Annotated in this window: 10 protein-coding genes; 5 read left to right on the forward strand and 5 right to left on the reverse strand. The window is 59.5% G+C overall.

What is annotated here, in order from left to right; genetic code table 11:
* Positions 1-363 precede the first annotated feature (363 nt).
* Positions 364-2,445 (forward strand): carboxy terminal-processing peptidase, encoded by a 2,082-nt coding sequence (locus ACQRBV_RS00155; protein WP_232966038.1) that lies wholly within the window; start codon positions 364-366, stop codon positions 2,443-2,445.
* Positions 2,446-2,564: 119 nt separating this feature from the next.
* Positions 2,565-4,334 carry a bifunctional diguanylate cyclase/phosphodiesterase gene (locus ACQRBV_RS00160; protein ID WP_411984580.1) on the forward strand — a complete coding sequence of 590 codons (1,770 nt, stop codon included), beginning with the start codon at positions 2,565-2,567 and terminating at the stop codon, positions 4,332-4,334.
* Here the strand turns inward: ACQRBV_RS00160 and ACQRBV_RS00165 are convergent.
* From ACQRBV_RS00165 to ACQRBV_RS00180, 4 genes are all read right to left on the reverse strand, one after another.
* Complete coding sequence (locus ACQRBV_RS00165) at positions 4,331-4,702, reverse strand: hypothetical protein (protein ID WP_005786715.1); 372 nt, start codon at positions 4,700-4,702, stop codon at positions 4,331-4,333. The genes ACQRBV_RS00160 and ACQRBV_RS00165 overlap by 4 nt on opposite strands.
* Positions 4,699-5,037 (reverse strand): helix-turn-helix domain-containing protein, encoded by a 339-nt coding sequence (locus ACQRBV_RS00170; RefSeq protein ID WP_161550349.1) that lies wholly within the window; start codon positions 5,035-5,037, stop codon positions 4,699-4,701. The genes ACQRBV_RS00165 and ACQRBV_RS00170 overlap by 4 nt, the downstream gene beginning before the upstream one ends.
* Positions 5,038-5,133: 96 nt before the next feature.
* A complete protein-coding gene (locus tag ACQRBV_RS00175; RefSeq protein ID WP_411984579.1) occupies positions 5,134-5,589 on the reverse strand; it encodes a YkvA family protein in 456 nt (151 codons plus the stop codon).
* 324 nt (positions 5,590-5,913) lie between these two features.
* On the reverse strand, positions 5,914-6,654 hold the full coding sequence (locus ACQRBV_RS00180; protein ID WP_060756966.1) for an FKBP-type peptidyl-prolyl cis-trans isomerase: 741 nt from the start codon (positions 6,652-6,654) through the stop codon (positions 5,914-5,916).
* Positions 6,655-6,902: 248 nt separating this feature from the next.
* On the opposite strand from ACQRBV_RS00180, the gene ACQRBV_RS00185 reads away from it, so the two are divergent.
* Positions 6,903-8,714, forward strand: a complete 1,812-nt coding sequence (locus ACQRBV_RS00185) for a di-heme-cytochrome C peroxidase (RefSeq protein WP_411984578.1) — start codon at positions 6,903-6,905, stop codon at positions 8,712-8,714.
* Entirely contained in the window at positions 8,711-9,874 is a 1,164-nt protein-coding gene (locus ACQRBV_RS00190; RefSeq protein ID WP_090365883.1) for a catalase family protein, read from the forward strand. Before ACQRBV_RS00185 ends, ACQRBV_RS00190 begins: the two co-directional genes overlap by 4 nt.
* 313 nt (positions 9,875-10,187) lie before the next feature.
* Here the strand turns inward: ACQRBV_RS00190 and ACQRBV_RS00195 are convergent, their stop codons facing one another.
* Positions 10,188-11,090 (reverse strand): LysR family transcriptional regulator, encoded by a 903-nt coding sequence (locus ACQRBV_RS00195; protein WP_060756963.1) that lies wholly within the window; start codon positions 11,088-11,090, stop codon positions 10,188-10,190.
* 103 nt (positions 11,091-11,193) lie between these two features.
* On the opposite strand from ACQRBV_RS00195, the gene ACQRBV_RS00200 reads away from it, so the two are divergent.
* Positions 11,194-12,708, forward strand: coding sequence for an MFS transporter (locus ACQRBV_RS00200; RefSeq protein ID WP_411984577.1), 1,515 nt, complete (start codon positions 11,194-11,196; stop codon positions 12,706-12,708).
* The last annotated feature ends 152 nt before the right edge of the window (positions 12,709-12,860 follow it).

Below are 12,860 nucleotides of genomic sequence, written 5' to 3' on the forward strand. Positions count from 1 at the left end.
GGCATCAGATGAAACATTCTTCACTGAGACACCGCCATCGGGAGCAAGCCCCCTCCCACATGGCGGGTCGCACTCCAAATCCAACCCGGTTTTAGTCAAACCCGAGATAAAGGCTCAAAACTGTCGCGATTCAGACTCACAGAGGCGAACTTGACCTACGTTACAGGTAGGACTGGAATCCTCTAACCAATCCGTATGATCTCCAACGCCTTGCAATGCTTTCAGAGTGCCTCCATAGTGACTCCGGACTGAGCCCGTAGCAGTAGCGCCGGGCTTTTTGCATTATGCGACCGGACCATATGGAACCGGCTCCCTCAAAGACGGCCTAATATGCGTTATCAATTGCCCCCGCGTCGAATCAGCATGAAGCATTTGTTCCCCAGCACCGCCCTCGCTTTTTTCATTGGTCTCGGCTTCGCGTCGATGTCGACCAATACGTTCGCAGCCAACAGCTGGGACAACCTTCAGCCTGATCGCGATGAGGTGATTGCCAGCCTTAACGTCGTCGAGTTGCTCAAGCGCCATCACTACAGCAAGCCGCCCTTGGACGATGCTCGCTCGGTGATCATCTACGACAGCTACCTCAAGCTGCTGGACCCCTCGCGCAGCTACTTCCTGGCCAGCGATATCGCTGAGTTCGACAAGTGGAAGACGCAGTTCGACGACTTCCTCAAGAGCGGCGACCTGCAGCCCGGCTTTACCATCTACAAGCGCTACCTGGACCGCGTCAAAGCGCGTCTGGACTTCGCCTTGGCAGAGCTGAACAAAGGCGTCGACAAGCTCGACTTCACCCAGAAGGAAACCCTTCTGGTGGATCGCAAGGACGCGCCCTGGCTGACCAGCACCGCCGCCCTCGACGACCTGTGGCGCAAACGCGTCAAGGACGAAGTGCTGCGCTTGAAGATCGCCGGCAAAGAGCCCAAGGCCATTCAAGAACTGTTGACCAAGCGCTACAAGAATCAGCTGGCACGTCTGGATCAGACCCGCGCCGAAGATATCTTCCAGGCCTACATCAACACCTTTGCGATGTCCTACGACCCGCACACCAATTATCTGTCGCCGGATAACGCAGAAAACTTTGATATCAACATGAGTCTGTCGCTGGAAGGCATCGGTGCCGTCCTGCAAAGCGACAATGACCAGGTCAAGATCGTGCGTCTGGTGCCGGCGGGTCCGGCAGACAAGACCAAGCAAGTCGCTCCGGCCGACAAGATTATCGGCGTGGCCCAGGCCGACAAAGAGATGGTCGATGTGGTCGGCTGGCGCCTGGACGAAGTGGTGAAGCTGATCCGTGGGCCGAAAGGCAGCGTGGTGCGTCTGGAAGTGATTCCGCACACCAATGCACCGAACGACCAGACCAGCAAGATCGTGTCGATCACCCGCGAGGCGGTGAAGCTCGAAGACCAGGCGGTGCAGAAGAAAATCCTCAAGCTCAAGCAGGATGGCAAGGATTACAAGCTGGGTGTGATTGAAATCCCGGCCTTCTATCTCGACTTCAAAGCCTTCCGAGCCGGCGACCCGGACTACAAGAGCACCACCCGCGACGTTAAGAAAATCCTGACAGAACTGCAGAAAGAGAAAGTCGACGGCGTGGTCATCGACCTGCGCAACAACGGCGGCGGCTCTCTGCAGGAAGCGACCGAGCTGACCAGCCTGTTCATCGACAAAGGCCCGACCGTGTTGGTACGCAACGCCGATGGCCGTGTCGATGTGCTGGAAGACGAGAACCCGGGGGCCTTCTACAAAGGGCCGATGGCGTTGCTGGTCAACCGTCTTTCGGCCTCGGCTTCGGAGATTTTCGCCGGCGCCATGCAGGACTATCACCGTGCGCTGATCATCGGCGGCCAGACCTTCGGCAAGGGCACCGTGCAGACCATTCAACCGCTGAACCATGGCGAGCTCAAGCTGACGCTGGCCAAGTTCTACCGGGTTTCCGGGCAGAGCACCCAGCATCAGGGCGTGCTGCCGGATATCGACTTCCCGTCGATCATCGACACCAAGGAAATCGGCGAGAGCGCCCTGCCCGAAGCCATGCCGTGGGACACCATCCGCCCGGCCATCAAGCCGGCGTCGGACCCGTTCAAACCGTACCTGGCGCAGTTGAAGGCCGACCATGACGCTCGCTCCGCCAAGGATGCCGAGTTCGTGTTCATCCGCGACAAACTGGCCCTGGCCAAGAAGCTGATGGAAGAAAAAACCGTCAGCCTCAATGAAGCGGACCGCCGTGCGCAGCACACCGACATCGAAAATCAGCAACTTGTGCTGGAAAACATCCGCCGCAAGGCCAAGGGCGAAGACCCGCTCAAGGAACTGAAGAAAGAAGATGAAGATGCGCTGCCGGCCGAGGCGGAAAAAACCAAGCCGGAAGACGACGCTTACCTGGCCGAGACCGGCCGGGTCCTGCTGGACTACCTCAAGCTCAGCAAACAGGTGGCCAAACAGTAAATGATGGCGATTTAATGTTGAACACTCTACGGAGTGTCATCATATAGACATCATTCTGTCGTGAAATGAAGGACCGCAGGCTCCATGCCTGCGGTCCTTTTTTTTCGATCGAGATCGCCATGACCATGACCGAACAGCTGAATGCATTGGGCTCTATTCTCGCTCATGGCAGTTTGCACAGCCTGTTCCAACCGATCATCTGCCTGTCCGAGCGACGCATCCTCGGCTATGAAGCCCTCAGCCGCGGCCCCTCCAACAGCCCGCTGCACTCCCCCGTCGCCCTGTTCTCGGTGGCCAGCCAAACGGGGCGACTCAGTGAGCTGGAAATGGCCTGCCGCGAAAGTGCGTGTCGACGCTTCAGCGAGCAGAAGCTGCCGGGCAAGCTGTTCCTGAATATCTCGCCGGAATCCCTGATGGAGACTGCGCACCAGCCAGGCCGTACCCTGCAACTGCTGCGCGATTTCGGCATTCCACCCAGCCAGGTGGTCATCGAGCTGACCGAACAGACTCCCACCGACGATTTCGCACTCCTGCAAACCGCCCTGCACCATTACCGCGACATGGGCTTCGCCATTGCCCTGGATGACTTGGGCGCCGGGTATTCCAGCCTGCGCCTGTGGTCGGAACTGCGCCCGGACTACGTGAAGATCGACCGACACTTTATCGACGGTATTCACCAGGACGCGCTCAAGCGCGAATTCGTCGGCTCTATCCTGCAAATCGCCAGGGCGTCCCATGCCCAGGTCATTGCCGAGGGCATCGAACTGCCTGGAGAACTCGCGGTATTGACGGAGATGGGCGTCGACCTGGTCCAGGGCTATCTGCTCTGCCGGCCCCAGGAACATCCGCCGCAAGAAGCGCACTTGATACTGCCCAAGCAAGACAGTGCCAGCACCGCCCTCAGCGAAGAAGGCAGCGACCTCAGCGCCCTGCTCAACGAACAACCTGCGGTGGACCAAGACACCGCCACCGCCCAGGTGCTGGAGTCGTTTCGCCGCCAGGCCAACCTGAACTCGCTGGCCGTACTGGACCGGCGTGGCCACCCGGTCGGCATTGTGCATCGACACTCGTTGTCCGATGCGCTGCTCAAGCCTTTCGCCACCGATCTGTTCGCGCGCAAGCCCATCAGCCGCTTGATGAGCGATGACTTTCTGGCTGTGGAGTTGAGCCAGTCGCTTCAGCAAGTCAGCCGCCTGTTGACCAGCCGCGCGCGGCAACGCATCGAAGAAGATTTCATCATCACCCTCAATGGGGATTACTTGGGCCTGGGCCGGGTGATCGATGTGCTCAAGCTGATCACCGAGCTGAAAATCCAGCAGGCACGCTACGCCAACCCGCTGACCCTGTTACCGGGCAACGTGCCCATTCAGCAATGCCTGACGCGGCTATTGCAGCAACAGCGTGAATCGGTAATTTGCTACGTGGATATCGACAGTTTCAAGCCGTTCAATGATATCTACGGCTACGGACGTGGAGATGAGGTACTGCTATGCCTGGCGCAATGCCTGAACGACCGGATCGACCCCAGCCGAGACTTTGTCGGGCATATTGGCGGTGATGATTTTTTGCTGGTGCTCGGCCCGCAGGATTGGCGCAAGCGGCTCAACCAGTTGCTGGATGATTTCCACACCCAATGCCGACGCTTCTATCGCGCCGAACACTTGGAGGCCGGCTGTTTCGTGGCGTTGAACCGCCAGGGTATACGTCAGGAGTTCGCGCTGCTGTCGCTGTCCATTGGCGTGGTGCATCTCTATCCACAGGCCTGTGGACAACTGGATGCCAGCCAGTTGGCGGAGCTGGCCTCCCAGGCCAAACACCATGCCAAGAATGTAGCCGGTTACAGCATCCATGTCATCGACAGCGTGGAGACGCTGCCCCAGGCGCTTTAAGCCTCGGCGGATTCCGGGTACTCGTATTCGAATACCCGCACCACTTCCGAGGCATGCCAGGAGGCAGCGGCCACGCCATCAGATGGCCCACTGAAGCGCCCCAGGCGCTCTACACACTCAAAGAAACCGGTACGTGGCAGGCGGCTGGCGCCCTGGCTGATCACCAGGGAACTGCGCAACGGCTGCTCGGCCTTGGCATCCAGCGCCGCCAGGTGTTCGAGAGCGGCAGCCAGGGTTTGCATGGCAGGGGTCGGAAACTGCAGGCGCTCCAGCAGCGCGCGGTAGGTCAGCAAATGGCGCTGGCGGCGCGCCTGGTCCAACTCGTTGAGTAATCCATCCCAGTGTTGACGACTGATACGTAGGCTCAAGATTCATCCCTCCAACCTGCAACGCCCAATTCCCAGGCCAGGCTGCGGCGGATAGCGGCATCCGGCTGGCGCTCACCACTTTCAATCAATCCAAGATACGAGGGGCTGATCCCCACGGTGCGGGCCAGGGCTTCGATGGCCAGGCCCTTGCCTTCACGCAAGCCGCGCAGGTCGGCGAGAGGACGCAAAGCCTGATCAGGCGTGGCCTGGGTGGCAGAAGATGAAGTCGGTACGGGTTGTTGCTGGCCGGCAGCTTTAAGCAGCGCCTGGTACTGGTCCCATGGCAACACCGCGTATTCGGGTTCGCCATCGCGTGAAATGATCTGAATATCCATGACTGCCCCGTAGGATAACAACACTTACTAAGTAAGTTCTTTCCTTAGAAGTGTAATCCTAACAGCCACAAAGGTCGCAGGGGGATATAAGCACCGTCAGTTTTTTTGCGGGTTTTCCTCGGCCAGCAGCGCAGGCGTCGCCGGCAGGCGCTCAACCACCGCCAGCTTTTCGGGGCGCTGAGCGTCACGCCAGGCGCGAAAGGCGCTCAGTTCGCCGTCCAGGGTCTTCATGAGCCATGCCAGCACGGCGATGTCATCCAGCATACCGAATACGGGGATAAAATCCGGGATCGCGTCAATCGGGCTCAGGAAGTACATCAGCCCCGCCACCACCGAGATGAGTGCCTTTGGGCTGATGGCGCGGTATTCGCCACGCCAGTAAGCCAGGCACAGGGCCTGTAGCAGCTTTAGATCATCCTTGAGCTTGCCCAGGCGATTGCCCTGGTTCGACCCCTTGGCCGCAACGGCAAACAGCAAGGTGGGCAAGCGGCCGCGGCCGAGCAGGCGTGCAGCCATGGGCAGGAAACGGGTGAAATTGAAGGGTGGTTTCATTCGTCACTCCAGTTCCAGACGACAGAAAAGGTTATCCACACAAATTGTGGATAACCTTGTGAACAGAGCCTTTTTTCATGGCTGAAACCCTCTGTTTACAAGGCTTTCAGTTAGATCGGGCGTTTTTTGCGCACATTAAAAAAACCCAAGATTTCATTGACTTGACGTTGATGTGCGGCTACCCATGCTTGAGTCTTAGTTCAGACTGCACGGCACAACGGACGTTCGATCAGATTCACTGCACGAACGGAGGGTTGGCGTTTCGCCAATATGCAGAAACAACAACGCCCCGTCAAAACGGGGCGTTGTGTGTTCAGGCGCCGATTACTTCTTGGCGGCTGGTGCAGCAGGTGCTTCAGGGGCGTCAGCCTTGGCCGGGTCCTTGATACCCAGCAGTTCCAGGTCGAATACCAGCACGGAGTTGGCCGGAATCGCCGGGCTCGGGCTTTGTGCGCCGTAGGCCAGGTCCGAAGGGATGTACAACTCGACCTTCTCACCCACGTGCATCAGTTGCAGGCCTTCGACCCAACCCGGGATCACGCCGCTGACCGGCAGGTCAATCGGGCTGCCGCGATCTACGGAGCTGTCGAAGGTGGTGCCATTGGTGAGCTTGCCGGTGTAGTGAACAGTCACTACGTCGGTCGGCTTGGGCTGAGCGCCGTCGGCCTTCTTCAGGATCTTGTACTGCAGACCGGAAGCGGTCGTGACCACACCTTCTTTCTTGCCGTTTTCTTCGAGGAATTTCTTGCCGGCAACTGCCGACTCTTCACTCATTTTGGTCATACGTTCTTCAGCACGTTTTTGCAGTGCGGCAAACGCTTCGACCAGCTCGTCATCTTTCAGCTTCTGTTCTTTCTTGCCGACGGCATCTTCGATACCTTGGGCTACCGCTTTGGAGTCCAGGTCATCCATGCCTTCTTGAGCAAGGCTTTTGCCCATGTTCAGGCCGATGCCGTAGGAAGCTTTCTGCGCCGGGGTTTTCAGCTCTACGCTGGTCTGCGAATCACAACCCGCAAGTACCAGGCTAACCAGGGCCACCGCCGCCGCCAACCGATGCTGTTTCATGCTATTTCCTTGTTCATGCGCCAAAAGGGCAATCGAATTAAAGTCGCGAGCTTATCAGGCGGCCACGACCAATGGCTACCGGCATCTGAGCGGGAAACTTCTGATAAGTTCACGTGTTTAAAAGCATTTTCATTCATCATGGGGGTCCGCGAAGGATCGCGGGACCACCTGTAACCGCGCTCATGGCCACTTGCCGCCCCCGTGGGGTGATGGCATAAGAGCGCTAACCCTCGACAAGGATAGTTATCTTGCGCACTTTTTCCCGTGTTTTACTCCTGATACTCCTGGCATTGGGCCTGCTCCTGGCCGTGGTGCTCTATTACACCGTCAACCCCAGGCTGCCGGACTACGTGCCCGTGCAGCAGGTGCATTACCAGGATCAATGGAGTGCCGCCGACCGTCAGACCTACTACTTCACGCCCCAGGGCACCCAGGTAAAGGGCCTGCATTACAACTGGTTCACAGCCCTGGAACTGCCCTTCTCGGAGCAGCGCTTTGCCACGCCCGAATACCTGGCACGCTTTGGTTTCCTGGTCGACCCCAAGCAAGTGCCCACCGCGCAAAACCCTGGCAACCTGCCCGTGGGGTTCGCCCGGCATCAGAACGCCGACAGCAAAGTGGAGTATCTGGATATCACCTGCGCCGCCTGCCACACAGGCGAGCTGCACTTCAAAGGCCAGGCCCTGCGCGTAGACGGTGGCTCGGCTCAACATGTGCTGCCTTCCAGCGTGCCCACCTTGCGTGGCGGCAGTTTCGGCCAGGCCCTGGTGGCCAGCCTTGCCGCCACGTATTACAACCCCTGGAAGTTCGAGCGCTTTGCCCGGGAAGTGCTCGGTTTCGATTACGACGACAACAACAAGAAAAAACTGCGCGCGGACTTCAAGCAGTCCCTGGACCAGTTCCTCAAAGTCGCCTGGAACGACACCCACCGTGGCCTCTACCCCACCGAAGAAGGTCCCGGCCGCACCGATGCATTTGGCCGTATTGCCAATGCCAGTTTCGGCGACGCGATTTCACCGGACAATTACCGCATCGCCAACGCCCCCGTGGACTACCCCCATCTGTGGGATATCTGGACCTTCGATTGGGTGCAATGGAACGGCTCAGCCCAGCAACCCATGGCGCGCAATATCGGCGAAGCCCTCGGCGTCGGCGCCACCCTGAATTTCTTCGACAACGCCGGCCAGCCGCTGCAGGGGGACGCCCGCTACCCTTCCAGCGTGCGCGTGCGTGACCTGAACCTGATTGAAGAAACCCTGCAACACCTCAAGCCGCCGACCTGGCCGGAAGACCTGTTCGGTGCCATCGACAAACCCCTCGCCGCCCAGGGCCGCGCCCTGTTCGCCGAGAACTGCGCCGGTTGCCATGTGCCCGCCGTCAGCCAGGAAACGGGACGCCCGGTGCAGCAACTGAAAATGCTCCCGGTCGAATACATCGGCACCGACCCAACCGCCGCGAGCAACATCGCCGACCACCGTTATGACCTGAGCGCCCTGCAATGGGACCCGGCGGAACTGGCCAAGCTCGATGTCCAGTTGCACCCGACCCCGACCGAACCGATGGACTTGAAAAAGATGTCCGTGGCCCAGGGCCTGGCCTACGTCACCGCCTTCGTCGAAGAGCACGCCTACCGCGCTGCCGGTGTGACTCCGGCCGAACGCCCGGGCCTGGACGGCTTCGGCCTGCCTATCGGTGTGCGCGAACTGCGCGCCTACAAGGCACGCCCGCTGGCCGGCGTCTGGGCAACCCCGCCGTTCCTGCACAACGGCTCGGTGCCCACGATCTATCAATTGCTTTCGCCCCAGGACGAGCGCAGCACCACGTTCTATAAAGGCACCTTCAACTACGACCCGCGCCACCTGGGCTTTGAAACCGCTGCCTTCAAGAACGCCTTCCTGTTCGATACCAAAATCACCGGCAACCACAACAGCGGCCATGAATTCCGCGCCGGTCAACGCGGCAACGGCGTGATCGGCCGTAGCCTGCAGCCACAAGAACGCTGGGCGCTGCTGGAATACCTCAAAGTGCTGGGCGGCCCGCTGGAGCAACAATTGCCATGATGATTCGATCCCAATACAACGAACGCTCGCTGCTCGCACGTCTCTGGCTGCGCCTGGGCCGGTTTCTCGGCAAAACCCTGTTGTGGCTGATCGGCCTCGGCGTGCTCGGCTGGCTGGGAGCCACTGCCTGGTTCGCCTGGCAGCACAGTGGCCCGGTGTCGCCGAACGAGCAGATCCCGGCCGGTGAAGCGGCCATGACCCAGGGCATCATCCAGACGGCGGTACGGATCGTCGACCAGCACCGCGAAGGTACGCGCTACCTGCGTGATGCCCACGCCAAGGCCCATGGCTGCGTGAAGGCCGAAGTCAGCGTACTGGCGGACCTCGACCCCGCCTTGCGCCAGGGCGTGTTCGCCGAGCCGGGCAAGACCTGGCAGGCGCAGATGCGGCTGTCCAACGGCAATGCCTACCCGCAGTTCGACAGCATTCGCGATGCTCGGGGCATGGCGCTCAAGCTGCTGGATGTACCGGGCAAACAATTGATGGCGGACCAGCAAGCACGCACGGAACAAGACTTCGTGATGTTCAGCCACCCAAACTTCTTTGTCAGCGATGTGGCGGAATACGCGCAGAACATCGGCGCCCAGGCCGACGGCAAAAAGGTCCTGGCGTTCTTCCCCAAAGCCGACCCTCGCAGTTGGCAGGTACGCCATCTGTTTATCGCCCTGGCGACCTTGGCGCCGGCACCGGCGAGCCCGACGCAGGCGACCTACTTTTCAGTTTCACCCTACAAATTCGGCGCGGCCAATGCCAAATTCCGCGTCGCCCCCGACCCACAAAGCTGCCCGGAGTATGTGCTCCCCAAACAGAACCAGGACCTGCCGAATTTTCTGCGCAGCGCCTTGAACCAGCAACTGTCTACCGACCGTGTACCCGCCTGTTTTGTATTGCAGATTCAGCGGCAGAACCCGCAGAAATTCATGCCGATCGAAGACACCAGCATCGAGTGGAAGGAAAGCGATGCGCCCTATGAAACCGTGGCCAAGGTGCGGATTCCCGCGCAGGACTTTGACACACCGGCCTTGAACCTGGCCTGTGACAACCAGTCGTTCAACCCGTGGTTCGGGCTGGAGGCGCACCGGCCGATCGGGGGGATCAATCGCTTGCGCAAGGCGGTGTACGAGGCGGTCAGTGACTATCGGCATAGCCGCAACTTGTAATGTTGTCCGGGTCCCTATCCGTTATCGAGGTAACGGACAGGGACAGGGTAACCCGCAAAGAATCCGTATAGATCGCCTGCTCGGCATAACGATTACGTCACCCCTATTGAGCAACCCGCCCCACAGACTCTACCGTCACCTCCTACCCCTCAACCCGTAGGAAGTCATCGTGGAAAGCTCAACGTTAGGTATGGTCGTCCTCTCAATGATCGCGCTCTTCGGCACCGCCGCATTTTGCTTTGAACTGCTTGCCACTCGCGGCGAGAAGAAAAAGAAAGCCAAATAAGCTGATCGTTGAAATCAGCCGCCGCCCTTACTCTTGATGGGTGGTGAACAGGTGCGCAGCGGCAAAGTCCACGAACGCACGGATTTTCGGCGAGAGATGACGACTGGAGGGCCACAGCGCCCAGAACTGGCCTTGGTCATTGGAATGCCCGTTCAGCACGGTCTCCAACTGCCCCCTGGCCAACGCCTCCCGGGCCAGGAAATCCGGCATATAGGCGATACCATGGCCGTCGATGGCGGCCATGAGCATGGCTTCCATGTTGTTCAAGGTCATCGCGGTGGGCAGGCGCAACTGGGTGATCGCCGGATTGGCGGACAGCGTCCACTCCATTATTTTACCGGTAGTGGCAAACCGATAACGCAGGCAGGGGTGGTGCTCAAGGTCAGTGAGCGTTTCGGGCCGGCCGTGGGTTCGCAAGTACTCGGGCGATGCACACATGACAAAGCGGAACGGCCCCAGCCGACGCGCCATTAATGTCGAGTCGACCAAGTCTCCGCTACGAATCACTACGTCGAAGCCTTCTTCAATCACGTCCACCAGATGATCGTTGAAATCCAGCTCCAACTCGATTTCCGGGTAGGCCTCCCGGAACGCGACCATATGCGCCAGGAGAAAGCGATAACCGATGGTGGGCAGGCTGACCCGTAACTTGCCACGCGGCGCCTGGATGGCATGGGAGAGCATGGCGCGGGCGTCTTGCAGATCATCGAGGATTTTCCGGCAGCGCTCATAAAACAATTGCCCTTCGACGGTAAGGCTGACTTTACGGGTGCTGCGATGCAACAGCCGCACATTGAGCTCAGCCTCAAGCTTGGCGACGTTTTTGCCCACTGCTGAGGCGGAAACCCCCAAGACTCGCGCCGCGCCAATGAAGCTCAGAGCCTGTGCAGTCTTCACGAAGGCGATCACACCACTAAGGTTATCGGTCACAGCATTACATCCTTTTGTTCCGCTATGAGTGGAATTCCTGCCTGTTTATCATGAATTACATCCTGATTAGAGTCTTCATCTTTATAGACCAACGGGAATTCCCATGAACACACCCTCCGCTGCGGCTCATGGCGACTATGCCATCCTGATCGCGATCTGCCTGGCCGCTCTGGTTTTACCCATGAGCTTCACCGGAGGCGCCGTGGCGACGCCGTCCATTGGAATAGCGTTCGCTGCCCATCCCACGCAAATGGCCTGGATAACCAATGCGTTCATGCTCAGCTTCGGCAGCTTGCTGATGGCGGCGGGTACCCTCGCCGACCTTTATGGGCGCAAGCGCCTGTTCTTGTGGGGGATGGCGCTGTTTGCAACGACCTCCCTGCTGCTGGCCGTGGCGCCGGATATTTTCTGGTTGGACGTATTACGCGGCGTGCAGGGTGTCGCGGCGGCCATCGCCTTGGCCAGCGGCAGTGCGGCGTTGGCGCAGGAATTTGACGGGCATGCCAGGACGCGCGCTTTCAGCCTCTTGGGGACCACTTTCGGCGCGGGCCTGGCCTTTGGCCCACTGATCTCGGGTGTGCTGATCGCACAGTGGGGCTGGCGCGCGGTTTTTATAGCCACGGCCATGCTGGCGGGGCTCTCGCTGCTGTTCGCCGCACCCAAAATGCGTGAAAGCCGCGACCCGCAAGCACGCCGCCTGGACTTGGCCGGCATCCTGATGTTTTCGGCCATGCTGGTGAGCCTGACCACAGCGGTGATCCTGGCGCCGCACCAAGGCTGGACCTCAACGACGACGCTAGCCCTGCTCACAGCGGCGGTGATGTTCTTACTGATGTTTATCCTCGTTGAAAACCGCGCAAGCCAACCGATGCTGGATCTGCGGCTGTTTCGCTTTGCGCGCTTCATTGGCGTGCAGTTGCTTCCGATCGGCACCTGTTACTGCTACATCGTACTGGTGGTATTGCTGCCACTGAGGTTTATCGGTGTCGAAGGCGCCAGTGCATTTGAGGCGGGCCTGATGATGCTGGCGCTGTCGGCGCCGATGCTGGTAGTGCCCATGATCGCTGCGATGCTGACGCGCTGGCTGCCGGCTGGAATGCTGTGTGCGATTGGTTTTTTGATCGCCGCAGCGGGCTTGTATGGGTTGAGCCTGGGAACGCCCGGTCATCCACTGCAGACCGTCGTTGCCATGCTGGTGATTGGCATCGGTACTGGCCTGCCATGGGGCCTGATGGATGGCCTGGCGATCAGTGTGGTGCCAAAGGAACGGGCGGGGATGGCGGCGGGCATCTTCAATACAACCCGGGTGGCCAGTGAGGGTGTCGCATTGGCTATCGTCTTGGCGGCGTTGAGCACGCTGGTCGCGCATCATCTGAATGCCATGGCTGCGCAGGACGCTTCAGTGGTAGCCCAACAGTTGGTCATGGGCGATACGCTGCACGCAAGTGCGAACATTCCATTGGCGTTGCTACGTACGGCCTACCTGGAAAGCTTCGACACGTTGCTGCAATGGCTGGCGGCACTCACCCTGCTCACGGCAATGGTCGTTTTCGTGTTCCTGGGCCGCCGGGATATCGCGCCGATTGCGGCGAAGCAAGCCATTAAGTCGTTGAGCTGAATGACAGGCAAAAAAAAGCCCGCTCAATGAGCGGGCTTCTTGTGGCGACCTGGCGTTCAGTGTTCCAGGTTACCGAATATGGCGCAGCGGACGGGACTCGAACCCGCGACCCCCGGCGTGACAGGCCGGTATTCTAACCGACTGAACTACCG

Source organism: Pseudomonas sp. R11F (assembly GCF_050312575.1).
Lineage (GTDB): Bacteria > Pseudomonadota > Gammaproteobacteria > Pseudomonadales > Pseudomonadaceae > Aquipseudomonas > Aquipseudomonas palleroniana.